Genomic DNA, 26,299 nt, shown 5'->3' with positions numbered 1-26,299 from the left:
GAGGCTCACCGTGATCCTCCCGTGTGATTTCCTGGCGACATGCGCGCGACAGTCCGTGCGCGGGGGACATGGGGAGAACACGAGTGAACCTGCAGCCGATACGCGGCCGCGCCCGGACGGGCCTGCCGGCCCTGCTGCTGGGGGCGGCCCTGCTGTTCACCACCGCCTGCAGCGGCGGTGGCGGCGGCAACAGCAACGGCAGCGGCGGCGACAACGCCGGGGGTGGCGGCAAGACCGGTACCGAGGCTTCGAAAGCCGTCGTGAGCGTCAAGCCCGACGACGGGGCCAAGGAGGTCGCGACCAGCGGCGTCCTGAAGATAACCAGCACCGGCGGCAAGCTCAGCACGGTGACCGTCGCCGACACCAAGGGCAACGCGGTCGAGGGCAAGCTCTCCGACGACGGCGCGAGCTGGGAGCCGGCCCGCCACCTGGCGTCGGCCACCGAGTACAAGGTGCACGCGGTCGCCAAGGACGAGGCCGGCCGGGAGTCCGCCAAGGACACCACCTTCACGACCCTGACCCCGACCAACACCTTCGTGGGCCACTACACGCCCGAGGACGGCTCGACCGTCGGCGTGGGCATGCCGGTCTCGATCAACTTCACCCGTGGGATCACCAACCCCGAGGCGGTCGAGAAGGCCATCACCGTGACGGCCGAGCCGGCCGTGCCGATCGAGGGCCACTGGTTCGGCAACGACCGCCTCGACTTCCGCCCCGAGAACTACTGGGCCGCGGGCACCAAGGTCACCGTCAAGCTCGCCCTCGACGGCGTCGAGGGCCGCCCGGGTGTCTACGGCAAGCAGACCCGCACGGTCACCTTCACCATCGGCCGCTCCCAGGTCTCGACGGTCGACGCGGCCGCGCACACGATGCAGGTCGTCCGTGACGGCCAGGTCCTCAAGGACGTCCCGATCACCGCGGGCGCCCCGTCGACCACGACCTACAACGGCCAGATGGTCATCAGCGAGAAGTACAAGGTCACGCGGATGAACGGCGCGACCGTCGGCTTCGGCGGCGAGTACGACATCTCCGACGTCCCGCACGCCATGCGCCTGTCGCAGTCGGGCACGTTCGTGCACGGCAACTACTGGGCCCCGTCCAGCACCTTCGGTTCCGCGAACGTCAGCCACGGCTGCGTCGGACTCAAGGACGTCCGCGGCGCGGGCGACTCCAAGCAGCCCGCGGCCTGGTTCTTCGACGAGTCGCTGATCGGTGACGTGGTCGTCGTGAAGAACTCCAAGGACAAGCAGATCGCCCCGGACAACGGCCTCAACGGCTGGAACATGCCGTGGGCGGAGTGGATCAAGTAACCCCTCCGCGTAAGCCGCGCACGTGATCGAAGTGGCCCGGTGCTGTGACCCACAGCACCGGGCCACTTCACGTTAACCGACGCTAACCTGGCCCGTATGACCATCTCTCTCGAAGTCTCCGAAGGCGTCGGCACCATCCGCCTGGACCGGCCGCCCATGAACGCCCTGGACATCGCCACCCAGGACCGGCTGCGTGAGCTCGCGGTGGAGGCGACCGACCGGGCCGACGTCCGCGCGGTCGTCATCTACGGCGGCGAGAAGGTGTTCGCGGCGGGCGCGGACATCAAGGAGATGCAGACGATGGACCACGCGGCGATGGTCGTCCGGTCCCGTGCGCTGCAGGACGCCTTCACCGCCGTCGCCCGCATCCCCAAGCCCGTCGTCGCGGCGATCACCGGCTATGCGCTGGGCGGCGGTTGCGAGCTCGCGCTGTGCGCCGACTACCGGATCGCCGCCGACAACGCGAAGCTCGGCCAGCCCGAGATCCTCCTCGGCCTGATCCCGGGCGCGGGTGGCACCCAGCGGCTGTCCCGGCTGGTCGGCCCCTCCCGGGCCAAGGACCTGATCTTCACGGGCCGCATGGTCAAGGCCGACGAGGCGTTCACCCTGGGCCTGGTCGACCGGGTGGTGCCCGCCGGCGAGGTGTACGAGCAGGCGCACGCCTGGGCGGCCAGGCTCGCGCAGGGGCCGGCGATCGCGCTGCGCGCCGCGAAGGAGTGCGTGGACGCGGGCCTGGAGGCCGACATCGACACCGGGCTCACCATCGAACGCAACTGGTTCGCGGGCCTGTTCGCCACCGAGGACCGTGAGCGCGGCATGCGCAGCTTCGTCGAAGAGGGCCCGGGCAAGGCGAAGTTCGTCTGAGTCCGGCCGGAGCGGTCCTCCCTGTGGGTGGATTAGCCAGGCCTTAAGGCAGCCTTAAGCGCAATCGGTGATCAACTCGCTGTGATCGCTTCCGTTCGGTGCGTCACGCCAGGTCAGTGCCGGTTTTCGGGCCACCTTGTTGCCTGCCGCATATGACAGGACACCCCCTTGGATTGGTTGAATCCGGGGGGTGTTTTCCTGTGGAACGGCCCGGGGCGGCGGGCTGGCCGTCCATGATGGGTGCATGGCGGGCCTGGAGGGTGTGGAACAGCCGCGGCAGCGCGGCGGTGCTTCGGCGGTACGGCTCACGGCGGCCGTCGAAGAAGAACAGGGCCTCAAGGCGCTGGAGTTGTACGGGAACCCGGCCGAGGCGGAAGTGACGCTGCCGTCCATGCCGGAGTCGGCCAGTAGCGCCCGCCGCCTCACCCAGTGCGTGGTGATCCGCCTCTGGGGCCTCTCGCCGCAGATCTCCGAGCACGCCGTCCTGCTGGTCTCGGAGCTCGTCGGCAACGCGGTCCGCCACACCGGAGCCCGCTCCTTCGGCTTACGCATGCTGCGGCGGCGCGGCTGGATCCGGGTGGAGGTGCGCGATCCCTCGCGCGGGCTGCCCTGCCTCATGCCGGTCCACGAGCTGGACACCACCGGCCGCGGCCTCTTCCTCGTCGACAAGCTGTCCGACCGCTGGGGCGCCGACCTGCTGCCCCGCGGCAAGATCACCTGGTTCGAGATGCGGGTCGCCGACCGCCAGAACGCCTGAAGCCCCCTGCTCGCCGCGTGGGGCGCTGTGGGGGCTTCATGGGTGCGCCGAGGATCGAAGGGGGTGTGATCCTCGGCGTGGTGACTTCGCTCGGGTCAATGGGAAGTCGTGGTTCCGACTATGACAGACGAGGGCTCGAACGCCAAAAGTCCCTACTTGGACATAAGTGTGCAAATCATAAGACTTTCTAGCTAAATCCTAGGTGAGGTGGGCCACCTACCTCGCATTCGATGAATAACTATCGACTGCTCTGAGTAAATCGTTGATCACGTGGCGGATGCGCCGTCTGATTCGCCCCTTCGGTGAACGTCCCGAAATGGGTCAATCATTACCTTTCGGGCTATCCGCCTCTTAAATGGGCAGGTGCTCTCACATCCAGGCCGCCGCGCGGCCCTGCGTGCGGCTCTGCGTGCGGCCGGTCTCGGTGTGGCCGGCGCCGTGGCGGCCGGTCTCACCACCGGCTGCGGCCCAGGCCGCCCGGCCGCCGGGCCCTCCTCCCCGCCCCCCGGCCCGGCCCGCCCGGCCCGGCCCGCCCAGGCCGCGGCACCCGCCGCCCCGCGCCGGTTCGCCGGGCAGCCCGTGGAGATCGGCCACGGTCCGCGCGACGGCGGCCGGGTCGCCCTCACCTTCCACGGCAACGGGGAGCCCGCCGTCGCACGCGCGGCGCTGGCCGAGGCGGAAAAGGCGGGCGCGCGGGTCACCGTACTGGCGATCGGCTCCTGGCTCGACGCCCACCCGGACATGGCCCGCCGGATCCTCGACGGCGGCCACGAGCTCGGCAACCACACCCAGCACCACCTCGCCATCAACGACATGGCCGAGGCCGAGGCCTACGCCGAGATCACCGGCTGCGCCCAGCGCCTCAAACGGCTCACCGGCTCCATCGGCACCTGGTTCCGCCCCTCCCAGACGCAGTACGCGACCCCGCTCGTCCAGAAGCTGGCCCAGCGGGCGGGCTACCCGCACGTCCTCTCGTACGACGTCGACTCCCTCGACTTCACCTCGCCCGGCGCCGCGGCCGTCATCCGCAACGTCACCGGGACGATCCGGCCCGGATCCGTGGTGAGCCTGCACTTCGGCTACGCGGACACGGTCGACGCGATGCCTCCCCTCCTCGAAGAACTCGCGCGCCGCAAGCTGCGCGCGGTGACCACCACGGAGCTGCTGACGCCATGAAGACCACCCGCCTTCCCCGGAATGCCGGCGTGCTGCTGGCCGGTCTGGTCCTCGCCGCCCTGGCCGGCTGCGGATCAGCCGGAAAGGGGCCCGCCGAGGCGCTCGGCACCAAGGGCCCGGCCAAGCCCGTCAAGGCCGTGCCGGCCGCCCCGCCCGGGCTGCCCGGCATGCCGCCCCTGCTGGATCCGAACGACGTCTACGCGGCGGACCGGCCGGGCAAACTCTCCCCCGTGGTCAAGGACTTCCCGTCCCGCGTCTACGTGCCGAACACCAACTCCAACACCGTGTCCGTCATCGACCCGGAGACCTACCAGGTCATCGACACCATCCCGGTCGGGGTCCAGCCCCAGCACGTCGTCCCCTCCTGGGATCTGAAGACCCTGTGGGTCAACAACAACCGGGGCCACACGCTCACCCCGATCAACCCCGCGACCGGTGAGGCCGGAAAGCCCGTCGAGGTGCACGACCCGTACAACCTGTACTTCACGCCCAACGGCAAGTACGCGATCGTCATGGCCTCGATGGACAAGGAGCTGGTCTTCCGCGACCCGCACACCATGGACCGGGTCAAGACCGTCCCGGTGACCTGCTACGGCGTCAACCACGCCGACTTCTCCGCCGACGGCCGCTACTTCATCGTGAGCTGCGAGTTCTCCGGCGAACTCCTCAAGGTCGACACCGAGCGGATGGAGGTCGTCGGCCAGCAGAAGCTGCCGTTCGAGGGCGCGATGCCGCAGGACGTCAAGGTCTCCCCGGACGGCAAGACCTTCTACGTCGCGGACATGATGGCGCACGGCATGTGGGTGCTCAGCGGCGACACCTTCGAGACCCCCAAGCTCCTGCCCACCGGCAAGGGCTGCCACGGCCTCTACGTGAGCCGCGACTCCAAGGAGATGTACGTCTCCAACCGCGGAGAGGGCACCATCTCCGTCTACGACTTCCCGCAGAAGAAGCTCACCAAGAAGTGGACGCTGCCGGACGGCGGCAGCCCCGACATGGGCGGCGTCTCCGCCGACGGCAAGGTGCTGTGGCTGTCCGGCCGCTACAACTCCGAGGTGTACGCGATCGACACCGTGACCGGCAAGCAGCTCGCCCGGATCCCGGTGGGCGGTGGCCCCCACGGCCTCGCCGTCTACCCGCAGCCCGGCCGCTACTCGCTCGGCCACACCGGCATCTTCCGCTAGGGGTCCTGCCGATCATGCCCGGCCCGCGGGGCCCGGGACCCGGGGGGTCCCACCGCTCCGGGTGCCGCTACCCTGGGCCGGTCAACAAGCACCAAGAAGGGGTGGACCCAGTGGCGGACATCGAGAGCGCACGGGCTACGTTCGACAGGTTCGACGTGAACGGTGACGGCTTCATCACGGCCGACGAGTACAGCGCCGCGATGCGCGCCATGGGCGACGCCCACGTGACCCCGGCCGTCGCGGACTCCGTCGTCGCCTCCAAGGACGCCAACGGCGACAAGCTGCTGAGCTTCGACGAGTTCTGGGCCTCCCTGAACAAGTAGTCTCCCGCGCTGTCGGCCGGGCCCGCGGGCCCGGCCGCCAGCCCGCGTCAGGCCGACGGTCCGGCCGGGTCCTCCATGTCGCCGACCTCGGCGAGGGCCTCCTCCAGCCAGGTCAGCCAGAACGTCTCCAGGGCGATCCCGCCGTGCAGGACGAGCCGGCGCAACCGGTCCTCCACGGCGTCGCGCCCCGGTGGGAAGTCCTTCTCCTCGATGGCCTCGTACTGTGCCAGCTGGCGCCGGTGCAGCTCCAGGTGGCGCCGCAGCTCGGGGCCGAGGCCCTGCGGCCCCACGACGCCCGCCGCCCGGATCCGCAGCAGCAGCGGATCGCGCATCGGCTTGGGGTCCTGGCTCTCCGCGACCCACCGGGCCAGTTCCGTGCCGCCCGCGGGCAGCACCTCGTACTCCTTCTTCTGGCCCCGCACGGGCACCTCGCTGGGCAGCGCCCGGATCAGCCCGGCCTCCTCCAGCCGCCCGAGCTCGCGGTAGATCTGCTGGTGCGTCGCCGACCAGAAGTACCCGATCGACTTGTCGAACCGCCGGGTCAGCTCCAGCCCGGACGAGGGCTTCTCGAGCAGGGCGGTGAGGATGGCGTGCGGCAGGGACATGCCGCCATCCTAGGTACGCGGCGGGCCGGCCTCCGCGAGCACCTCCGCACGATCGCTTCCGCGCGGCCGCCCCCGTACGGGCCAGGCCCGGTGGCGGCCGCCCCGCACGCTGCGCAGGCTGGGACGCGTGGCTGCCGACGAGAACACCGCGAACGGGACGCACTACGCCGACCTCACCGCCCTCTACGTGAACTGCACGCTCAAGCGCTCGCCCGAGACCAGCAACACCGAGGGCCTGATCGACAAGAGCCGGGCGGTCATGGAGTCCGCGGGGGCCCGCACCTCGCTCATCCGCGCCGTCGACCACGACATCGCGACGGGCGTCTGGCCGGACATGACCGACCACGGCTGGGAGAGCGACCAGTGGCCGGTCCTCTACAGCCGGATCATGGACGCCGACATCCTCGTCCTGTGCGGGCCCATCTGGCTCGGAGACAACAGCTCGGTGATGAAGAAGGTGATCGAGCGGCTCTACGCCTGCTCCTCGCTCCTCAACGAGCACGGCCAGTACGCCTACTACGGCCGGGTCGGCGGCGCGCTGATCACCGGCAACGAGGACGGCGTCAAACACTGCGCCATGAACGTCCTCTACAGCCTCCAGCACCTCGGCTACGCGATCCCGCCGCAGGCCGACGCGGGCTGGATCGGCGAGGCCGGCCCGGGCCCCTCCTACCTCGACCCCGGCTCGGGCGGCCCCGAGAACGACTTCACCAACCGCAACACCGCCTTCATGTCCTGGAACCTCATGCACCTGGCCGCCCTGCTCAAGCGCTCCGGCGGCATCCCGGCGCACGGCAACCAGCGCTCCCTGTGGGACGCCGGCTGCCGCTTCGACTTCCCCAACCCCGAGCACCGGTGAAAGCGGGAGGAAGCGCGTGGAGCAACTGCTGAGAGTCCAGAACTTCAACGTCTCGCAGGACGGGTTCGGAGCCGGGGAGCACCAGAGCCTGGAGCGGCCGTTCGGCGACGCCGACCCCGCGACCCTCTTCGCGTGGGCCGGGGCCACGGCGAGCTGGCCCCACCGCACCGACCCCGGCGGGAGCCGCGGCCTGGACGACTACTTCACCCGGGACTTCGCGTACAACATCGGCGCCGAGATCATGGGACGCAACAAGTTCGGGCCCCAGCGCGGCCCCTGGGCCGACCACGACTGGCGCGGCTGGTGGGGCGACGAGCCGCCGTTCCACACCCCCGTGTTCGTCATGACCCACCACACGCGCCCCTCGTTCACGCTCTCCGACACCACCTTCCACTTCGTCGACGACGACCCGGCCGCGGTCCTCGCCGCGGCGCGCGAAGCGGCGCGGGGCAAGGACGTGCGGCTCGGCGGCGGTGCCACCACCATCCGCGAGTTCCTCGACGCCGACCTCGTCGACACCCTGCACGTGGCGGTCTCGCCCGTGGAGATCGGCTCCGGGGCGAGGCTGTGGGAGTCGCCCGAGGAGCTGCTCGACCGGTTCCACCGGGACGTGGTGCCCAGCCCGAGCGGTGTCACGCACCACCTGTTCTGGCGCAGATGACACAGGCCGGCCCGGGGCGCGTGGCGCCCCGGGCCGGGCGTGCGGACTGTGGACGACGGTTCAGTGCGCGATGTCCACGATGAACCGCTCGGGCGAGTGCAGGCTGTAGGCCCGGTAGTAGGGGAGGGTGTCGAAGGCGGCGCCGAAGGTCACGTACCCCTCGTAGTCGCCGGTCATGGCGAGGCCCTTGAGCTTGCTGAGGTAGATCTTCTGGAGCTTGGGGCCGCGGTAGACGCTCTCGCCCGCGTCGTTGTGCGCGGCGGCGGGGTTGAGGCGGATCTCCAGGAAGTACGTGCCGGCGAGCGGTACGGGCTTCCCGGAACCGTCGTACCTGAGCTGTGCGACGGGCGTGACGGTCACCGTGGGGGCGTACCCCTGCAGGTCGATGACGATCCGGTCGTACGTGGCGTGCCCGCCCCAGCGGGCGTTCACGACGAGCGGGGTCTGGACCTGGGTGTCGGCGGCCGACGTGAGGGTGGAGGCCGAGGCGGGCGCGGCGAAGGACAGGCAGGCGGCGAGCACGGCGCCGACCGCCAGGGCCACGAACTGCCGGAGACGGGCGTGGATCATGACGTCCCCTCGATTCTCGAGAGACGGGGACTGGTGGCACGGCTAAGGACGCCGTGCCGGATCCGGCGGTTCCGGGTCCGTGGGGCGCCGTACGGGACGACGCAGGGCCCGGCGCGCGCACGCGCCGGGCCCTGCGGTCATCGGGAGGCGGTCAGCACTCGATGACGTTGACCGCGAGGCCGCCGCGGGCGGTCTCCTTGTACTTGACCTTCATGTCGGCGCCGGTCTCCTTCATGGTCTTGATGACCTTGTCCAGGGAGACCTTGTGGCTGCCGTCGCCGCGCATGGCCATCTTCGCGGCCGTGACGGCCTTGACCGCGGCCATGCCGTTGCGCTCGATGCAGGGGATCTGGACCAGGCCGCCGACCGGGTCGCAGGTCAGGCCCAGGTTGTGCTCCATGCCGATCTCGGCGGCGTTCTCGACCTGCTCCGGGGTGCCGCCCAGGACCTCGGCGAGGGCGCCGGCCGCCATCGAGCAGGCCGAGCCGACCTCGCCCTGGCAGCCGACCTCGGCGCCGGAGATCGAGGCGTTCTCCTTGAACAGCATGCCGATCGCGCCCGCGGCGAGCAGGAAGCGGACCACGCCGTCCTCGTCCGCGCCCGGGACGAAGTTCATGTAGTAGTGCAGGACGGCCGGCAGGACGCCCGCCGCGCCGTTGGTGGGCGCGGTGACGACACGGCCGCCGGCCGCGTTCTCCTCGTTGACCGCCATCGCGTAGATCGTCGCCCACTCGCTGCGGTGCAGCATCGGGTCGCCCTCGGTGCGCAGCTGGCGCGCGGTGGCGGCGGCGCGCCGCTTGACCCGCAGGCCGCCCGGGAGGATGCCCTCGCGGGACATGCCGCGCGAGACGCAGGACTGCATGACGCGCCAGATCTCCAGCAGGCCCTCGCGGATCTCCTCCTCCGTGCGCCAGGCCTTCTCGTTCTCCAGCATCAGCGAGGAGATCGACAGGCCGGTCTCGTTCGCCAGGCGCAGCATCTCGTCACCGGAGCGGAAGGGGTACCTCAGCACGGTGTCGTCGAGCTTGATCCGGTCCTCGCCGACCGCGTCCTCGTCCACGACGAAGCCACCGCCGACCGAGTAGTAGGTCTTCTCCAGCAGCGGGGTTCCGGCCTCGTCGTACGCGAAGAGCGTCATGCCGTTCGCGTGGTACGGCAGGGAGCGCCGGCGGTGCAGGATCAGCTGGTTCGGCTCGTCGAAGGCGATCTCGTGGCCATCGCCTATCTCCGCGCCCAGCAGCCGCAGCCGGCCGCTCTTGCGGATGCGCTCCACCTCGTCGTCCGCCGTCTCCACGTTCACGGTGCGGGGGGAGTGGCCTTCCAGGCCCAGCAGCACGGCCTTGGGCGTGCCGTGGCCGTGGCCGGTCGCGCCGAGGGAGCCGAAGAGCTCTGCGCGCACGGAGGCCGTCTGGGCGAGCACCCCGTCCTTCTTCAGCCGCGTCACGAACATGCGCGCGGCGCGCATCGGACCGACCGTGTGGGAGGAGGAGGGACCGATGCCGATGGAGAAGAGGTCGAAGACGGAGATGGCCACGGTGGCGGACTCCCTTGTCTGCTCGTGGGGTGGGAGGGGGCAGGAGGGGATTGTTCGGACTATGTCCGACAGACGAGCTTAACGCGGCGCGGTGAACGCCCCGGCTGCGGGAGGAGTGGCGCGCGTGACACCGATGCGGCGGGACGGTGCCGGTGGCCGCGCCGCCGGGAGCCGCGGGAAAAGGGGAAGGGTCCGGCCCAGTGCGCTGACCAGGCCGGACCCTTCCACGCCCGTCTCTAGAGCGACGGGTACAGCGGGAACTTCGCGGCGAGCGCCGAGACGCGCGCCTTGAGGCCGTCGGCGTCGTACGTCGGCTTCAGCGCCTGCGCGATGATCTCGGCGACCTCGGTGAAGGCCTCGGCGTCGAAACCGCGGGTGGCCAGGGCCGGCGTACCGATCCGCAGACCCGAGGTGACCATCGGCGGCCGCGGGTCGTTCGGGATGGCGTTGCGGTTGACCGTGATGCCGACCTCGTGGAGGCGGTCCTCGGCCTGCTGGCCGTCCAGCTCGGAGTTGCGCAGGTCGACCAGGACCAGGTGCACGTCGGTGCCACCGGTCAGGACGTCCACGCCCACGGCCTTGACGTCGTCCTGGACCAGACGGGCGGCGAGGATCTTCGCACCCTCCAGGGTGCGCTCCTGGCGCTCCTTGAACTCGGGCGAGGCCGCGACCTTGAAGGAGACGGCCTTGGCCGCGATCACGTGCTCCAGCGGACCACCCTGCTGACCGGGGAAGACCGCGGAGTTGATCTTCTTGGCCAGCTCCTGCGTCGACAGGATGACACCGCCGCGCGGACCGCCGAGGGTCTTGTGCGTGGTGGTGGTCACGACGTGGGCGTGCGGCACCGGGTTCGGGTGCAGGCCCGCGGCGACCAGGCCGGCGAAGTGCGCCATGTCGACCATCAGGTACGCGCCGACCTCGTCCGCGATGCGGCGGAAGGCGGCGAAGTCCAGCTGGCGGGGGTAGGCGGACCAGCCGGCGACGATCAGCTGCGGCTTGGACTCCTTGGCGAGGCGCTCGACCTCGGCCATGTCCACCTCGCCGGTCTCGTCCACGTGGTACGGGACCACGTTGTAGAGCTTGCCGGAGAAGTTGATCTTCATGCCGTGGGTCAGGTGACCGCCGTGGGCCAGGTTCAGGCCCATGATCGTGTCGCCCGGCTTGAGCAGCGCGAACATCGCGGCGGCGTTCGCCTGCGCACCGGAGTGCGGCTGGACGTTCGCGGCCTCGGCGCCGAACAGCGCCTTGATGCGGTCGATCGCGATCTGCTCGACCACGTCGACGTGCTCGCAGCCGCCGTAGTAGCGGCGGCCCGGGTAGCCCTCGGCGTACTTGTTGGTGAGGACCGAGCCCTGGGCCTCCATGACGGCGACCGGAGCGAAGTTCTCCGACGCGATCATTTCCAGGGTGGACTGCTGGCGCACGAGCTCGGCGTCGACGGCTGCGGCGACGTCGGGGTCGAGTTCGTGGAGAGGGGTGTTCAGTACGGACATCAGGATCCCCTGGGGTCAGTTACCGGCGGTGAGCTTGGTGTACTCCTCGGCGGAGAGCACGTCCTTGGGCTCCTCCGAGAGGCGGACCTTGAAGAGCCAGCCGCCCTCGAAGGGGGCGGAGTTCACCAGCGACGGGTCGTCCACGACGTCCTGGTTGGCCTCGACGATCTCGCCGGAGACCGGGGAGTACAGGTCGCTGACCGACTTGGTCGACTCCAGCTCGCCACAGGTCTCGCCCTCGGTCACGGTGTCGCCGACCTCGGGGAGCTGGGCGTAGACGACGTCACCGAGCGCGTTGGCCGCGAACTCCGTGATGCCGACCGTCGCGACGCCGTCCACGACGTCCGACAGCCACTCGTGCTCCTTGGTGTAACGCAGATTCTCGGGGGTGCTCATGACCTGATTCTCCTGGATGCGGGGGAGTGGATACGAACTGCGGTCTTGGGTACTGAGACGGCGCCGTACGGGCACCCGTACGGCGGACGTCGTGCGCGGAGGGTTACTTCTGCCGCTTGTAGAACGGCAGCGCGACGACCTCGTACGGCTCATGCGTACCGCGAATGTCGACGCCGACGCCGGAGGTGCCGGGCGCGGCGTGCTCCGCGTCCACGTACGCCATCGCGATCGGCTTGCCCAGCGTCGGGGACGGGGCGCCCGAGGTGACCTCACCAATGACCTTGCCGCCGGCGACGACCGGGAAGCCGGCGCGCGGGACGCGGCGGCCCTCGGCGATCAGGCCGACCAGCTTGCGCGGCGCCTTGGTCGCGGCCTTCTCGGCGGCGGCCTCCAGGGCGGCGCGGCCGACGAAGTCCCCCTCCTTCTCGAACTTCACGACCCGGCCCAGACCCGCGTCGAACGGGGTCAGGGAGGTGGTCAGCTCGTGCCCGTACAGCGGCATGCCCGCTTCCAGGCGCAGGGTGTCGCGGCAGGACAGGCCGGCCGGTACCAGGCCGACGCCCTCGCCGGCCTTGGTGAGCGCCTGCCACAGCTCCACGGCGTGCTCGGGGGAGACGAACAGCTCGAAGCCGTCCTCGCCCGTGTAGCCCGTACGCGCGATCAGCGCGGGCACGCCCGCGACGGTGCCCGGCAGGCCCGCGTAGTACTTGAGGCCGTCCAGGTCGGCGTCGGTGAGCGACGCCAGGATGCCGGGGGACTCCGGGCCCTGCACCGCGAGCAGCGCGTACGCCTCGCGGTCGTCGCGGACCTCGGTGTCGAAGCCGGCGGCGCGCTCGGTCAGGGCGTCGAGGACGACCTGGGCGTTGGAGGCGTTGGCGACGACCATGTACTCGGTCTCACCGAGGCGGTAGACGATCAGGTCGTCGACGATCCCGCCGTCCTCCTGGCAGATGTGCGTGTAGCGGGCGCGGCCGACGCCGACGGTGGAGATGTTGCCGACCAGCGCGTGGTCCAGGGCCTTGACGGCCTCCGGGCCGGTCAGCGTGATCTCGCCCATGTGCGACAGGTCGAAGAGACCGGCCTTGGTGCGTACGGCGTTGTGCTCGTCGCGCTCGCTGGCGTACCGCAGCGGCATGTCCCAGCCCGCGAAGTCGGTCATGGTCGCACCGAGCGAGCGGTGCAGCGCATCGAGGGCGGTCAGGCGGGGGGCAGTGCTCATGGGTGTGGCTCCCGGGTCCCAGGGCATCGACATGACATGACGAGGACGTTCCTCCCCATCTGTCATCGGAACCTGAGAGGTTCGCCGAGAGTTCCGCCGATCGTCCGATCGCCGGTCTCACCGACTTGCACCTTGGGTGGAGCTGCCGCGCAGCTCGCTTTTCAGATCTGCCTCATCCACGCGGTACGGGGCCTGAGAGATTCAAGGGAGGTTCTTGCTCCTTCGGCGCCCGCGCACGGCCTTGCGGCGTGCCGGGACTCTCCCGCGCGGATTCAAGCGGCCGGTATGCAGTTGGTCCAGATGGCGCACATCATTGCACGCCATGTCCGAGATCGGGGGTCGGGGTCCGAAAGTTCGTACGCCCATCCGAGCGGGCAGAACGGAACCGGACATGCCGATTACCGTCTCTTTACACTCAGTGGGCAAGGGTCCCGGTGACCCGATTCGGGGGAGGCGAACACTGTGCGGAGATTCGGAGTGGTGACGACGACGGGAACCGTGGAAGCGGTGCCGGCGCAGCGGCGCGGCCCGCGCGAGCGCAGGAGGGCGGCGGACGGCGGCCTCGGCCTCGTACGCGACCTGCGCGGCCCCGCTCTGCACGGACCCCGGCGGCTCGGCTTCGCCGAGGGCGACATCGTCGTGGTCTCCGGCCTGCCCGGCGGCGGCAAGACCACGCTGATCAAGCGGGCCGCGCCGGAGGGCGGGGCCGTCGACTCCCAGGACACCCGTGAGCGCTGGGAGCGCCGGATGCCCGCCCGGCTGCCGTACGCGGTGTACCGCCCGCTCGTGCGCGCCGCGCACTACTGGGGGCTCTACCGGATCCTGCGCTCCGGCGCCTCCGTGGTCGTCCACGACTGCGGCACCCAGAGCTGGGTGCGCGGCCTGCTCGCCGCCGCCGCGCGCCGCCGGGGCCGGGAGCTGCACCTGCTCCTCCTGGACAGCAGCCCGGAGGAGGCCCTCTCCGGCCAGGCCGCGCGGGGCCGCGGGGTGTCCGCCTACGCCTTCGCCCGCCACCGCGGCGCAGTGGGCCGACTGCTGCGCGACGCAGAGGCCGGCCGCCCGCCGGCCGGCTGCGCCTCGGCGACCCTCCTGGACCGCCGCTCGGCCGCCGCCGTGACGGGGATCGGCTTCCACGGCTGACCGCCGGACCGGCCGCACCCGCATCCCCGGCGCCGCCGTCCGCCCGGCGGCCGGTACCCTGCGGGGCGACACGCGCGGAACCGCGCGCGCGGGACCAGACAGGGGCAGGGGCAGATGCAGGGCAGCGGCTGGCCGGGGAATGAGCTGGAGCAGGTGCTCGGGGCGGCGCTCGGGCAGCCGGACGCAGGAGGCCGGATCCTGGAGGTGCTCGGACGCAGCCAGGTGTGGGTGCCCCTGCCGGGCGGCGCCGGCCCCGACACGGCCGGCCTGGACCTGCCGACCATGGACATCGGCGGGGCGGCGTACGTGCCCGTCTACAGTTCCGAGGCCCAGTTCCTCGCCTGCGTCGGCCCCGGCATGGACTTCGCGGTGGCCCCGGCGGTCGAGTTCGCCCGGGGGCTTCCCCCGCAGCTCGGCATCGCGGTCAATCCGGAGGGCGCCGTCGGTGTACCGCTGCCCCCGCCCGCCGTCGCGGAGCTCTGCCGCACCGGCGGCAGCCCGCTCGACGCAACCGCCACCGGCGGCCGCGTACGGCTCTTCGAGCCGGACTGGCAGGAGGACCCGGTGGACTTCCTGGCAGCCGCCGCCGAGGAGTTCCGCGCCACCGGCGTCGTCGCCGCGGCGCACCGCTGCCTCGCCAGCGTCGAGGGAGGGGCCCCGGAACTGTTCATCGGTGTCCGCCTGGTGGGATGGGAGCCGCAGATGCGGGAGGCCCCGATGGAGGCGCTCGGACGGGCCCTGAGCCGTGTTCCGGCGCCGTGGCCGGTGCAGTTGATCCTCCTGGACGCGGCCCAGGACCCGGTCACGGACTGGATTCGTGAGCGCGTACGCCCCTTCTACCTCCCGTAGGGCCGCTTAAGCTGGTTACATCTCCTGGCCGCACGCATGAGCGCCGGCCCGGGTGAGGCACGCGTGGAGCGACGGGCGGACGAAGAGGGGTACCGGGTGAGTGCGTCAGGCACGGCCGCGGCCGGGCAGGTCGAGCACATGATGCGCCAGGTGACCCCCGGGCGCTACGAGAGCTACGAGTCAATGCTGCACGCCCTCTCCGAGGGCCGGCTGTGGATGCTGCTGTGGCAGGGGCAGCCGGGGTCCCCGGACGCCCAGTACGGCGGGATGGAGGTCGAGGGGCTCGGCTACGCGCCCTGCGTCACCTCCCCCCAGGAGCTGGCCGCGAGCGGCTGGAACCGCGGCTACGAGGTGGTCACCGGGCGGGACATCGCCCGCGCCCTCTACCCGGACCGCTGGGGGCTGTGGCTCAACCCGCACGCCCAGGGCGGCGGCCTCGGCGTCCCCTGGGCGGACCTGCGCCGCATCGCGACCGGCCTGGACCGGATGCCGGCGGGCCCGCTGCGGCTGTCCGAGCCCAGCATCGAGCTCCCGCAGTTCTACGGGCTGCTGACCCAGCACGCGCACCGCACGCCGGCCGTACGGTCGCTGCGCCGCGCCTGGGTGCAGCCGGCGCTCGGGTCGCCGTACCTCGCCGTCGGGCTCGACCTGTACGACGCCTCCGCGCCCGCGCTGGAGTCCGTCCGGGAGATGATGCGCCAGTCGGTCGGGGCGGTCCCCGAGGGCGTCCCGGTGTGCACCGTGGCGCTGGCGGACGAGCACGATCCCGTGGCGATGTGGCTGCGGGCGCAGACGCGCCCCTTCTACGACCGCGAGGGCCAGGCGCCGGCGTACTGATCCGGCCCGCAGGGGGTCCGCAGAGCTGCGGCGAGCTCCTGCGCGACCTTCGGCGCGACATCCCGCACGACATTCGCATATGGAGACATCCATCTCGAAGGCCGTACCGGTCCCACCGGTGCGGCCTTCGGCATATCCACTGAATAGAACCAAGATCCATGCTCGAAAGGGCAGTTGGGCCAGATGTCCGTTCCGCGCCGAACGCGCGGTGTTTCACCGCTCAACAGGTCTGGCGGTTCGGATAACGGAAGGTGTAGGCGCAGATCACGGTTGCGCATCACATCCCCGGGGGGTCTGGCGGGTGGCTGAGAGGGCGTTGAAGACTCCCCCCACCGAAGGCCGGTCCATCTCACAAGCGCCAGCTCTTCACGTGCACTTCCGGCACATTTCTCGCCAATCGCAGCACCAGCGACGCCGATTGAACCAAGCCGCCACAGCGGCGGGCATGGGCCGGCCACCGTCGGCCGAGAGGGGTCCCCACCACGATGACGGCACCACTGCACGACACCAGCGCGGCCGAGCCCGCGGCCGTGGCCGCCCCCGACGTTCCGCAGAAGGCGATCGAGGGGCGCTCGCCGTGGCAGATCGCCTGGCTGCGCCTCAAGCGAGACAAGGTCGCGCTGGCCGGCGGTGTCATCGTGCTCCTGCTGATCCTCGTCGCGATCTTCGCGCCGCTGATCGTCAAGGCCTTCGGACACCCGCCGGAGGAGCTGCACGAGGACCTGCTCGACCCGCTGCTGGGCCTGCCGCTCGGCGACTGGGGTGGCATGAGCAGCGACTTCCTGCTCGGCGTCGAGCCGGTCAACGGCCGCGACGTCTTCAGCCGCATCGTCTACGGCGCCCGGATCTCGCTGCTGGTGGCCTTCCTGTCCGCCTTCGTGGCGGTCTCGCTGGGCACCTTCTTCGGCATCGTCGCCGGCTACTTCGGCGGCTGGGTCGACGCCGCGATCAGCCGGGTCATGGACCTGCTGCTGGCCTTCCCGCAGCTGCTCTTCATCATCGCGCTGATCTCGGTCATCCCGAACAAGCTCTGGGGCTTCGAGGGTTCGGGCCTGCGCATCGCCGTCCTGGTGCTGGTGATCGGCTTCTTCGGCTGGCCGTACATCGGCCGCATCGTCCGGGGCCAGACCCTCTCGCTGCGCGAGCGCGAGTACGTCGAGGCGGCGCGCAGCCTCGGCGCGGGCCGCTTCTACATCCTCTTCCGCGAACTGCTCCCGAACCTGGTGGCGCCCATCACGGTCTACGCGACGCTGATGATCCCCACCAACGTGCTGACCGAGGCGGCGCTGAGCTTCCTCGGAGTCGGCGTCAAGCCGCCCACGCCGTCCTGGGGGGAAACCCTCGCCACGGCCGTGCGGACCTACGAGGACGATCCGCTCTTCATGATCTTCCCCGGCGTAGCGATCTTCATCACCGTGCTGGCCTTCAACCTCTTCGGCGACGGCGTCCGCGACGCCCTCGACCCGAAGGGCTCCCGCTAGCCACCGCAGGGCAAACCAGGAACCGGCCTCGTGCCGTACGTACACCGGAACTACAACGGAGGGTTGCGAGCATCGTGACTACCCATCGCACGTCGAAGCGCAGACTTGCCGCCGGCACGGCCGTCGTGCTCGCGGCCATGCTCACCGCGACCGCCTGTGGCGGCGGGGCCGACAAGAAGGACGACAAGGCCGCCGGCTCCGGCAGCGGCTTCAACGCGGGCATCGAGAAGGTCGCCAACGCGTCGGACAAGAAGGGCGGCGAGCTGAAGTTCGTCGGTACCCAGGACGCCGACTCGTGGGACCCGCAGCGCGGCTACTACGGCTTCATGTGGGACTTCTCCCGCTACTACACGCGCCAGCTGATCAGCTTCAAGCCCGGCCCCGGCAAGGAGAGCACCGAGCTCGTCCCGGACCTCGCCACCGCCAAGGCCGAGATCAGCGATGGGGGCAAGACCTACAAGTACACCCTCAAGGACAACGTGACCTGGGAGGACGGCTCGCCCGTCACCGCCCAGGACATCAAGTACGGCATCGAGCGCACCTGGGCGCAGGACGTCATCTCCGGCGGTCCGGTCTACCTCCAGCAGGTCCTCGACCCGAAGTCCGAGTACCCCGGCCCGTACAAGGACACCGCTCCGGACAAGCTCGGCCTGAAGGCGATCGAGACCCCGGACGCGAAGACCATCATCTTCAAGCTCCCCACGCCCAACGGCGACTTCGAGCAGATGCTGGCGATGCCCGCGGCGAGCCCGGTCAAGCAGGACAAGGACACGGCCGCCAAGTACGGCCTCAAGCCCTTCTCGAACGGACCGTACAAGATCGACTCGTACGAGCCGAACAAGAGCATGAAGCTCTCGCGCAACGAGAACTACAAGCCCGAGTCGGACACCATCCGCAAGGCGCTCCCGGACACCATCTCGGTCACGTTCATGGCGAACGCGGACGACATGGACAAGCGCCTGATGAACGGCGAGTTCGACCTCGACATCAACGCGACCGGCATCGGCCAGGCGGCCCGCGCCACCGCGCTGAAGGACCACAAGGGCAACCTCGACAACGGCCAGACCGGCTTCATCCGGTACGCGGTCATGCCGCAGACCGTCGCGCCGTTCGACAACATCGAGTGCCGCAAGGCCGTCATCCACGCGGCCGACAAGAAGTCCCTGCAGACCGCCCGCGGCGGCCCGCAGGCCGGTGGCGACATCGCCCCCAACATGCTCCCGCTGGGCATCAAGGGCTCGGACGCCAAGTACGACCCGTACGAGGTCCTGAAGAACGACGGCAAGCCGAACCTCGAGAAGGCCAAGGAGGCCCTCAAGGCCTGTGGCAAGGAGAGCGGCTTCAAGACCACCATCGCCGTCCGCAACAACAAGCCGGTCGAGGTCGCCACGGCCGTCTCGCTGCAGAACGCCCTGAAGCAGGTCGGCATCGAGGCCGACGTCGACCAGTTCGACGGCGCCCAGACCTCCGGCATCATCGGTTCGCCGAAGGTCGTCAAGGAGAAGGGCTACGGCATCATCATCATGGGCTGGGGCGCCGACTTCCCGACCGGACAGGGCTTCTCGCAGCCGCTGGTCGACGGTCGCTTCATCCTGCAGAGCGGCAACAACAACTTCTCCGAGCTGAACGACCCGGCGATCAACACGCTGTTCGACCAGGCCATCGCGGAGACCGACCCGGCCAAGGCCGGCGACATCTACAAGCAGATGAACCAGAAGGTCTCCGAGGCCGCGGTCTACCTGCCCTTCGTCTTCGACAAGACGATCACCTGGCGCAGCACCCGGCTGACGAACGCCTACACCACCGACGCCTACAACGGCCGCTACGACTACGCGTCCCTCGGTGTCATGAAGTAACGGTCCATCAGTCCAGTTCCAGTGTTCCAGTGCCACACCCGCTAGGCACGAAGGGCAGGTGATGGCCGCGGCTACGGCTTGGGGGCGCTCTCCAGAAGAGGGCGCCCCCGGTCCGCAGCCAGGCCGAGCGCAGTGCTTGCATACCTCATTCGACGGATCTTCGCCGTCCTCGTCATGCTGCTGGTCATCACGCTGGTGACCTTCGGAATCTTCTTCCTGTTCCCGAAGCTGATCGGGACGGACCCTGCCCTGTACTTCGTGGGCAAGCAGTCCGACCCCGAGGCCATCGAAGGCATCCGGCAGAAGATGGGTCTCGACGACCCGATCCTCGTCCAGTTCGGCAAGTTCGTCGTCGGGCTGGTGGCGGGTCGCACGTACGCCAACGGCTCCGACGTCACGCAATGCGCCGCGCCCTGCTTCGGATACTCCTTCAAGACCGAGCAGGAGGTCTGGCCGCTGCTGCTGGACTGGCTGCCGGTCACCCTCTCCCTCGCCATGGGCGCCGTCGTCCTCTGGGTCGCCGGCGGTGTCGCCACCGGCGTCGTCTCCGCCCTCAAGCGCGGCAGCGTCCTGGACCGCTCGGCCATGGGCGTCGCCCTCGCCGGCGTCTCCCTCCCCATCTACTTCACGGGCATGCTGGTCATCGCCCTCTTCTCCGACCAGCTCGGCTGGTTCGGACGACCGGAGGCGACCTTCGCCGAGGATCCGGCCAAGTGGTTCAACGGCATGATCCTGCCGTGGGTCTCGCTCGCCTTCCTCTACGCGGCGATGTACGCGCGGCTCACCCGCGCGACCATGCTCGAAGTCCTCAACGAGGACTACATCCGCACCGCCCGCGCCAAGGGCCTGACGGAACCCGTCGTCATCGGCAAGCACGCCATGCGCTCGACGATGACGCCGATCCTGACCGTGCTGGGCCTCGACCTCGGCGCCCTGATGGGCGGCGCGGTCCTGACCGAGTACACGTTCTCGCTGCACGGCCTGGGCTACAGCGCGGTGCGCGCCATCAGCGAGCACGACCTCCCCGTCATCCTGGGCATCACCCTGATCTCCGCGTTCTTCGTCGTCGCCGCGAACCTCATCGTTGACCTCCTGTACGCGGTGATCGACCCCCGAGTGAGGCTGTCATGACCGACCCGACGACCAAGACCGGAGAGTCCGCAGAGACCGGAGCGCTCAACCAGCCCTACGACGGGTCACGGCCCCCCACCGCCTTCCTGGAGGTCCGCGACCTCAAGGTGCACTTCCCGACCGAGGACGGCCTGGTCAAGTCGGTCGACGGGCTCTCCTTCTCCCTGGAGAAGGGCAAGACCCTCGGCATCGTGGGCGAGTCCGGCTCCGGCAAGTCGGTCACCTCGCTGGGCATCATGGGCCTGCACCGCGTGGGCCAGTACGGCCGCCAGCGGGCCCGCATCTCCGGCGAGATCTGGCTCGACGGCAAGGAGCTGCTCTCCGCCGACGAGGACGAGGTGCGCAGGCTGCGCGGCCGGGAGATCGCGATGATCTTCCAGGACCCGCTGTCCGCGATGCACCCGTACTTCACCGTCGGCAAGCAGATCTCCGAGGCGTACCGGGTCCACCACAAGGTCGACAAGAAGGCCGCCCGCAAGCGGGCCGTCGAGCTCCTCGACCGCGTCGGCATCCCCGAGCCGCACAAGCGGTTCGACAGCTACCCGCACGAGTTCTCCGGCGGCATGCGCCAGCGCGCGATGATCGCGATGGCGCTCGTCAACAACCCCGAACTGCTCATCGCGGACGAGCCGACGACTGCCCTGGACGTCACCGTCCAGGCCCAGATCCTCGACCTGATCCGGGACCTGCAGAAGGAGTTCGGCTCCGCGGTCATCATGATCACGCACGACCTCGGCGTGGTCGCCGAGATGGCCGACGAACTCCTCGTGATGTACGGCGGCCGCTGCGTCGAGCGGGGCACCGCCGAGAAGGTCTTCTACGAGCCCCGCCACCCCTACACCTGGGGCCTGCTGGGCTCGATGCCGCGCATCGACCGCGAGCAGACCGAGCGCCTCATCCCGGTCAAGGGCTCGCCGCCCAGCCTCATCAACATCCCGAGCGGCTGTGCCTTCAACCCGCGCTGCCCGTACGCGGACGTGCCCAAGGGCAACGTCACCCGCACCGTGCGCCCCGAGCTCACGGCGCAGGACGACACCGGGCAGGACGGAACCCGTCACTGGTCCGCCTGCCACATGTCGCAGGACGAGCGGACCCGGATCTGGACCGAAGAGATTGCGCCGAAGCTGTGACCGACACCCAGAAGACGGATCCGGCCGTCACCCTTCCGGCACAGGCCACGGACTCTCCCGAGCCGCTGCTCAGGGTCACCGGACTGACCAAGCACTTCCCCATCACCAAGGGGCTGCTGCGCAGGCAGGCCGGCGCGGTCAAGGCTGTCGACGGCCTCGACTTCGACGTCCGGCGCGGTGAGACCCTCGGCATCGTGGGCGAGTCCGGCTGCGGCAAGTCGACCATGGGCCGGCTGATCACGCGGCTGCTCGAACCGACCGGCGGCACGATCGAGTTCGAGGGCAAGGACATCACGCACCTGGGGGTGGCGGGCATGCGCCCGCTGCGCCGCGACGTGCAGATGATCTTCCAGGACCCCTACGGCTCGCTGAACCCGCGCCACACGGTGGGCACCATCGTCAGCGCCCCCTTCAAGCTCCAGGGCGTGGAGCCGGAGGGCGGGCTCAAGGCGGAGGTCCAGCGGCTGCTGTCGCTCGTCGGCCTCAACCCCGAGCACTACAACCGCTACCCGCACGAGTTCTCGGGCGGCCAGCGCCAGCGCATCGGCATCGCGCGGGCCCTGGCGCTGAAGCCGAAGCTGGTCGTCGCGGACGAGCCCGTCTCGGCGCTGGACGTATCGATCCAGGCCCAGGTGGTGAACCTGTTGGACGACCTCCAGGAGGAGCTCGGCCTCACCTACGTGATCATCGCGCACGACCTGTCGGTCATCCGGCACGTGTCGGACCGCATCGCGGTGATGTACCTCGGCAAGATCGTCGAGCTCGCCGACAACAAGTCGCTGTACGGGGAGCCGATGCACCCCTACACCGCGGCCCTGATGTCGGCCGTGCCGGTGCCGGACCCGAGGCGGCGGGGCGCCAAGAGCGGCCGCATCCTGCTCAAGGGCGACGTGCCGTCCCCGATCTCGCCGCCGAGCGGCTGCCGCTTCCACACGCGGTGCTGGAAGGCCACGCAGATCTGCGCGACGCAGGAGCCGCCGCTGCTCGCGCTGAAGACCGGCCACCAGGTGGCCTGCCACCACCCGGAGAACGCCCCCGACCAGGCCCCGGGCGACAAGCCCCTCCCGGGCGCGGCGGACGCGGTGGCGACGGCGACGGAGTGACCCCGGTGCGGGCGGGCCGAACGGCCCGCCCGCACCCGTGCACCACCGGCCCCGCCCGGCAGAACCAGCCCCGCCCGGGAGCCCCTGCCGGCGGTGGCTGGGGAGATTGAGGCGCGGGGGGTCCGGGGGCAGCGCCCCCGCTACGGCGCGCCGCGTGCGTGCGAGACGAGGGGTCCGGGGGCGGCGCGGCGCCCCGGTTCCGGCCCGCGCCGGCATCGGCACCCGGCGGCGGCGGCGGAGCCCCGCATTCCGCCCGACCCGCCACAGGCGACAATGGCCCGGTGCTCCACGATCTCTTCCCGCCGGGGGTTCAGCATGCGCTGGACCTCGCCGGCATCTTCGTCTTCGCCACCTCGGGTGCCCTGCTCGCCGTCCGCAAGAACTTCGACGTCTTCGGCATCGCCGTGCTGGCCCTCGTCACCGCCCTCGGCGGAGGCCTCTTCCGCGACCTGGTCATCGGCGCCGTCCCGCCGGCGGCCTTCGGCGAGCTCAGCTTCTTCGTCACTCCGCTGCTCGCCGCCGCGTTCGTCTTCTTCCTGCACCCCGAGGTCCAGCGGATCAACCGGGCCATCAACGTCTTCGACGCCGCCGGCCTCGCCCTGTTCTGCGTGACCGGCACGACCAAGGCCTACGAGTACGGCCTGGGCCTGACCGCGTCCGCCGCGCTGGGCCTGGCCACGGCCGTCGGCGGCGGCGTGCTGCGCGACGTCCTGGTCAACGAGGTGCCCTCGCTGCTGCGCGACCGCGAGATGTACGCGGTGCCCGCCACCGTCGGCGCCGCGATGGTCGCCGTCTCCATCGCCCTGGACTCCCTCAACGCCATCACCACGGGCCTCGCGATCGTGACCACCTTCGTCCTGAGGCTCCTCGCCATGCGCTACCACTGGCGGGCGCCGCTGGCCTGGAACCGGCGCTCCTCGGTGGCCGAAGAGCCGTAACAAGAGAAAGCTACCGCTTAGTAGCAAGCGGGTGTACCGTCGTTCCATGTCATTTGCAGCTGCCCAGGCATCCATCGGCGACAGCGAGTTCGACCGCGACACCGCCATCACCGAGCGCGCGGGCGAGCCCGGCGTGTACGACGCGGAGCTCTCCGCCGGCTGGACGATCATCGCCGCTGTCAACGGCGGCTACCTGCTGGCCCTGGTCGGCCGGGCCCTGTCGGCGACCCTCCCGCACCCGGACCCCTTCACGGTGTCCGCGCACTACCTGACCTCCTCCGTGCCCGGCCCCGCCGTGATCCGCACCGAGGTCGTCCGGGTCGGCCGCACCCTCTCCACCGGCCAGGCCTCGCTCTTCCAGTACGACGAGCACGGCAACGAGGTCGAGCGCATCCGCGTCCTGGCCTCCTACGGCGACCTCGCGTCGCTGCCGGACGACGTGCGGACGGTCGCCGAGCCGCCGCTCATGCCGTCCTACGAGAACTGCATCGGCCCCGAGGCCGGCCCGGCGCCGATCCCCGGCAGCTCGGCCATCGTCGACCGGCTCCGGCTCCGCCTGGACCCGGCGACAGCGGGCTGGGCCGTCGGCGCGCCCTCCGGCAAGGGCGAGATGCGGGCCTGGTTCGAGCTGGCCGACGGCCGCGACGCCGACCCGCTCTCCATGCTCCTCGCGGTGGACGCGCTGCCGCCGACCGCCTTCGACCTCGGCCTGGTGGCCTGGACCCCGACCGTGGAGCTCACCACGCACATCCGCCGCCGCCCGGCCCCGGGCCCGCTGCGGATCTCCATCACCACCCGCAACCTGGCCGGCGGCTTCCTGGAGGAGGACGCCGAGGTCTGGGACTCCACCGACCACCTGGTCGCGCAGTCCCGCCAGCTCGCGCGCGCCCTGCGCATCTGACTCCCGCGCGCACGGCCGCGGCACCCGGCCGGGAAGCGGCGGGGCGGGTACGCCCCTCCCCGCGGCCCGGCCGGATCGGGGTCCCGCCGGGCGGAAGGGCACGGGCGGGCCCCTAGAATCGGGGGATCATGGCCTACCTCGACCACGCCGCCACCACCCCCATGCTGCCGGAGGCCGCCGCGGCGATGACCGCGCAGTTCGCCGCCACCGGGAACGCCTCCTCCCTCCACGCCGCCGGCCGACGGGCCCGCCGTACCGTCGAGGAGGCCCGCGAGGCCTTCGCCGAGGCGATCGGCGCCCGCCCCAGCGAGGTGGTCTTCACCGCCGGCGGCACGGAGGCCGACAACCTCGCCGTCAAGGGCCTCTACTGGGCCCGGCGCGACGCCGACCCCGCCCGCACCCGGGTCATCGCCAGCCCCGTCGAGCACCACGCCGTGCTCGACGCCGTGCACTGGCTCGCCGAGCACGAGGGCGCCCAGGTCGACTACCTGCCCGTGGACCGCTACGGACGTGTGCACCCCGACGCCTTCCGCGAAGCCGTCGAGCGCAACCCCGACGACATCGCCCTGGCCACCGTCATGTGGGCCAACAACGAGATCGGCACCGTCATGCCGGTCCGCGAACTGGCCGCCACCGCCCGCGAGGCCGGGATCCCGCTGCACTCCGACGCCGTCCAGGCCTTCGGACAGCTCGACGTCCACTTCGCCGACAGCGGCCTCGCCGCCATGACCGTCAGCGGCCACAAGATCGGCGGCCCCTACGGCATCGGAGCGCTGCTCCTCGGCCGCGACCAGACCCCCGTACCCGTCCTGCACGGCGGCGGGCAGGAACGGCACGTCCGCTCCGGCACCCTCGACGTGCCCGCCGTCGCCGCCTTCGCGGTGGCCGCCGTCCTCGCCGCCGAGCGGCGCGAGCAGTTCGCCGCCGAGGTCGGCGCCCTGCGCGACGAACTCATCGCCGCCGTCCTCGCGGCCGTGCCCGACGCCGTCCTCGGAGGGGACCCCGAAGAGCGGCTTCCGGCCAATGCGCACTTCAGCTTCCCCGGCTGCGAGGGCGACTCCCTGCTGCTCCTGCTCGACGCCCAGGGGATCGAGTGCTCCACCGGCTCGGCCTGCACCGCGGGCGTCGCCCAGCCGAGCCACGTCCTGCTGGCGGCCGGCACCGACCCGCAACTGGCCCGCGGCACCCTGCGCTTCTCCCTCGGCCACACCTCCACCAAGGAGGACGTCGCCGCCCTGGCCGCGGCCATCGGCCCCGCGGTGGAGCGCGCCCGGACGGCAGGCCTCAGCTGAGCGTCCGGGAGGCTCAGGCTCAGGCCGAAGCGGCCAGGGCCTCCCGGACCATCCGTATGTAGCGGTCCCAGTCCCAGTGCTCACCCGGGTCCGTATGGTCGGCGCCCGGCACCTCCGAATGCCCGACGATGTGCTTCCGGTCCGCCGGGAAGTCATAGCGGCGGCAGATGTCGGCGGCCAGCCGCGCCGACGCCGTGTACATGGTGTCCGTGAAGTCCTTCGGCCGGTCCACGAAACCGACGTGCTCGATGCCGACGCTGCGCTCGTTCATCGAGCGGTTGCCCGCGTGGAAGGCCACGTCCAGCTCACGCACCATCTGCTCCACATGACCGTCGCCGCGGACTATGTAGTGCGCCGAAGCCTTGTGCCAGGGGTTCTTGAAGGCATCCACCGAGGATTTGAAGCCGCCCTGTGTGACATGCACGACGATCCGGTCCACCCGGTAGTCGTCGGGCCGGTCCGCCATCCGCCAGTTCGCCGGCGAGGCCGCGGTCCAGCCCGCCCCCGCGTGGTCGATCTCGCCCTCCTTGCGCGGCTTGGCCACGCCCGGCATCAGCCACCACGCGCGCCTGATCTCGTCCTGCCCGGCGACCGCCCCCGCCGCGACGATCCCGAGCCCGCCGAGCAGCACCGCCCTGCGCGTCCGCCCCGGCTTCGATCTCTTGTTCCCCTGCTCGGCCATGTGATCCA

26 protein-coding genes and 1 riboswitch are annotated in these 26,299 nt (G+C 70.7%); of the genes, 19 read left to right on the top strand and 7 right to left on the bottom strand.

The window, feature by feature from the left end:
- Positions 1–89: 89 nt before the first annotated feature.
- The 6 genes from E6U81_RS26850 to E6U81_RS26825 all read left to right on the top strand — a co-directional run bounded on the left by E6U81_RS26850 (position 90) and on the right by E6U81_RS26825 (position 5,614).
- Positions 90–1,310: an Ig-like domain-containing protein gene (locus E6U81_RS26850; RefSeq protein WP_240804040.1), complete on the top strand. Its 1,221-nt coding sequence runs from the start codon at positions 90–92 to the stop codon at positions 1,308–1,310.
- Positions 1,311–1,406: 96 nt separating this feature from the next.
- The gene (locus E6U81_RS26845) at positions 1,407–2,174 is read left to right on the top strand and encodes an enoyl-CoA hydratase-related protein (protein ID WP_136232647.1); all 768 of its coding nucleotides are present in this window, start codon (positions 1,407–1,409) and stop codon (positions 2,172–2,174) included.
- A 244-nt stretch (positions 2,175–2,418) separates the two neighbouring features.
- Positions 2,419–2,931, top strand: a complete 513-nt coding sequence (locus E6U81_RS26840) for an ATP-binding protein (protein ID WP_136232646.1) — start codon at positions 2,419–2,421, stop codon at positions 2,929–2,931.
- A gap of 363 nt (positions 2,932–3,294) precedes the next feature.
- Positions 3,295–4,107 carry a polysaccharide deacetylase family protein gene (locus tag E6U81_RS26835; protein WP_136232645.1) on the top strand — a complete coding sequence of 271 codons (813 nt, stop codon included), beginning with the start codon at positions 3,295–3,297 and terminating at the stop codon, positions 4,105–4,107.
- Entirely contained in the window at positions 4,104–5,291 is a 1,188-nt protein-coding gene (locus E6U81_RS26830) for a YncE family protein (protein WP_136232644.1), read from the top strand. The genes E6U81_RS26835 and E6U81_RS26830 overlap by 4 nt, the downstream gene beginning before the upstream one ends.
- A gap of 110 nt (positions 5,292–5,401) precedes the next feature.
- On the top strand, positions 5,402–5,614 hold the full coding sequence (locus tag E6U81_RS26825; protein WP_030846752.1) for an EF-hand domain-containing protein: 213 nt from the start codon (positions 5,402–5,404) through the stop codon (positions 5,612–5,614).
- Between the two features lie 47 nt (positions 5,615–5,661).
- Here the strand turns inward: E6U81_RS26825 and E6U81_RS26820 are convergent, their stop codons facing one another.
- Positions 5,662–6,219 carry a PadR family transcriptional regulator gene (locus tag E6U81_RS26820; RefSeq protein ID WP_136232643.1) on the bottom strand — a complete coding sequence of 186 codons (558 nt, stop codon included), beginning with the start codon at positions 6,217–6,219 and terminating at the stop codon, positions 5,662–5,664.
- Between the two features lie 127 nt (positions 6,220–6,346).
- Between E6U81_RS26820 and E6U81_RS26815 the strand changes: the two genes are divergently transcribed.
- Together E6U81_RS26815 and E6U81_RS26810 are read left to right on the top strand one after the other, a co-directional pair.
- Entirely contained in the window at positions 6,347–7,078 is a 732-nt protein-coding gene (locus tag E6U81_RS26815; RefSeq protein WP_136232642.1) for a flavodoxin family protein, read from the top strand.
- Positions 7,079–7,094: 16 nt separating this feature from the next.
- Entirely contained in the window at positions 7,095–7,739 is a 645-nt protein-coding gene (locus tag E6U81_RS26810) for a dihydrofolate reductase family protein (protein WP_136232641.1), read from the top strand.
- A 60-nt stretch (positions 7,740–7,799) separates the two neighbouring features.
- On the opposite strand, the gene E6U81_RS26805 is transcribed toward E6U81_RS26810, so the two are convergent.
- The 5 genes from E6U81_RS26805 to gcvT form a co-directional block, all read right to left on the bottom strand.
- Positions 7,800–8,309 (bottom strand): hypothetical protein, encoded by a 510-nt coding sequence (locus tag E6U81_RS26805; RefSeq protein ID WP_136232640.1) that lies wholly within the window; start codon positions 8,307–8,309, stop codon positions 7,800–7,802.
- A gap of 151 nt (positions 8,310–8,460) precedes the next feature.
- Positions 8,461–9,843: an L-serine ammonia-lyase gene (locus E6U81_RS26800; RefSeq protein ID WP_136232639.1), complete on the bottom strand. Its 1,383-nt coding sequence runs from the start codon at positions 9,841–9,843 to the stop codon at positions 8,461–8,463.
- A gap of 236 nt (positions 9,844–10,079) precedes the next feature.
- Positions 10,080–11,336 (bottom strand): serine hydroxymethyltransferase, encoded by a 1,257-nt coding sequence (glyA, locus tag E6U81_RS26795; protein WP_136232638.1) that lies wholly within the window; start codon positions 11,334–11,336, stop codon positions 10,080–10,082.
- A 15-nt stretch (positions 11,337–11,351) separates the two neighbouring features.
- The gene (gene gcvH / locus E6U81_RS26790; RefSeq protein ID WP_136232637.1) at positions 11,352–11,732 is read right to left on the bottom strand and encodes a glycine cleavage system protein GcvH; all 381 of its coding nucleotides are present in this window, start codon (positions 11,730–11,732) and stop codon (positions 11,352–11,354) included.
- Positions 11,733–11,835: 103 nt separating this feature from the next.
- Positions 11,836–12,951 carry a glycine cleavage system aminomethyltransferase GcvT gene (gene gcvT / locus E6U81_RS26785; RefSeq protein ID WP_136232636.1) on the bottom strand — a complete coding sequence of 372 codons (1,116 nt, stop codon included), beginning with the start codon at positions 12,949–12,951 and terminating at the stop codon, positions 11,836–11,838.
- Between the two features lie 171 nt (positions 12,952–13,122).
- Positions 13,123–13,226: riboswitch (glycine riboswitch) on the bottom strand.
- Positions 13,227–13,458: 232 nt separating this feature from the next.
- On the opposite strand from gcvT, the gene E6U81_RS26780 reads away from it, so the two are divergent.
- From E6U81_RS26780 to E6U81_RS26730, 11 genes are all read left to right on the top strand, one after another.
- The gene (locus E6U81_RS26780; protein WP_240804038.1) at positions 13,459–14,091 is read left to right on the top strand and encodes an AAA family ATPase; all 633 of its coding nucleotides are present in this window, start codon (positions 13,459–13,461) and stop codon (positions 14,089–14,091) included.
- 114 nt (positions 14,092–14,205) lie between these two features.
- Complete coding sequence (locus E6U81_RS26775; protein WP_136232634.1) at positions 14,206–14,940, top strand: enhanced serine sensitivity protein SseB; 735 nt, start codon at positions 14,206–14,208, stop codon at positions 14,938–14,940.
- A 96-nt stretch (positions 14,941–15,036) separates the two neighbouring features.
- Positions 15,037–15,777, top strand: a complete 741-nt coding sequence (locus tag E6U81_RS26770) for an enhanced serine sensitivity protein SseB C-terminal domain-containing protein (RefSeq protein WP_136232633.1) — start codon at positions 15,037–15,039, stop codon at positions 15,775–15,777.
- Between the two features lie 485 nt (positions 15,778–16,262).
- A complete protein-coding gene (locus E6U81_RS26765) occupies positions 16,263–17,258 on the top strand; it encodes an ABC transporter permease (RefSeq protein ID WP_136232632.1) in 996 nt (331 codons plus the stop codon).
- A gap of 74 nt (positions 17,259–17,332) precedes the next feature.
- Positions 17,333–19,114, top strand: a complete 1,782-nt coding sequence (locus E6U81_RS26760) for an ABC transporter substrate-binding protein (protein ID WP_136232631.1) — start codon at positions 17,333–17,335, stop codon at positions 19,112–19,114.
- A 132-nt stretch (positions 19,115–19,246) separates the two neighbouring features.
- Complete coding sequence (locus tag E6U81_RS26755; RefSeq protein WP_136232630.1) at positions 19,247–20,245, top strand: ABC transporter permease; 999 nt, start codon at positions 19,247–19,249, stop codon at positions 20,243–20,245.
- Positions 20,242–21,375, top strand: a complete 1,134-nt coding sequence (locus tag E6U81_RS26750) for an ABC transporter ATP-binding protein (RefSeq protein WP_136232629.1) — start codon at positions 20,242–20,244, stop codon at positions 21,373–21,375. The genes E6U81_RS26755 and E6U81_RS26750 overlap by 4 nt, the downstream gene beginning before the upstream one ends.
- The gene (locus tag E6U81_RS26745) at positions 21,372–22,478 is read left to right on the top strand and encodes a dipeptide ABC transporter ATP-binding protein (RefSeq protein ID WP_136232628.1); all 1,107 of its coding nucleotides are present in this window, start codon (positions 21,372–21,374) and stop codon (positions 22,476–22,478) included. Before E6U81_RS26750 ends, E6U81_RS26745 begins: the two co-directional genes overlap by 4 nt.
- 281 nt (positions 22,479–22,759) lie before the next feature.
- A complete protein-coding gene (locus E6U81_RS26740) occupies positions 22,760–23,416 on the top strand; it encodes a trimeric intracellular cation channel family protein (RefSeq protein WP_136232627.1) in 657 nt (218 codons plus the stop codon).
- Between the two features lie 46 nt (positions 23,417–23,462).
- On the top strand, positions 23,463–24,317 hold the full coding sequence (locus E6U81_RS26735) for a thioesterase family protein (protein WP_031148477.1): 855 nt from the start codon (positions 23,463–23,465) through the stop codon (positions 24,315–24,317).
- Positions 24,318–24,445: 128 nt separating this feature from the next.
- Entirely contained in the window at positions 24,446–25,609 is a 1,164-nt protein-coding gene (locus E6U81_RS26730) for a cysteine desulfurase family protein (RefSeq protein WP_136232626.1), read from the top strand.
- A gap of 19 nt (positions 25,610–25,628) precedes the next feature.
- Here the strand turns inward: E6U81_RS26730 and E6U81_RS26725 are convergent, their stop codons facing one another.
- Positions 25,629–26,291 carry an N-acetylmuramoyl-L-alanine amidase gene (locus E6U81_RS26725; RefSeq protein ID WP_136232625.1) on the bottom strand — a complete coding sequence of 221 codons (663 nt, stop codon included), beginning with the start codon at positions 26,289–26,291 and terminating at the stop codon, positions 25,629–25,631.
- Positions 26,292–26,299 lie beyond the last annotated feature (8 nt).

Origin of the sequence: Streptomyces sp. A0592 (genome assembly GCF_004795115.1) — a bacterium.
GTDB lineage: Bacteria > Actinomycetota > Actinomycetes > Streptomycetales > Streptomycetaceae > Streptomyces > Streptomyces erythrochromogenes.
Note: the sequence above shows the minus strand (reverse complement) of the source record. Positions and strands in the feature narration are given on the sequence as shown.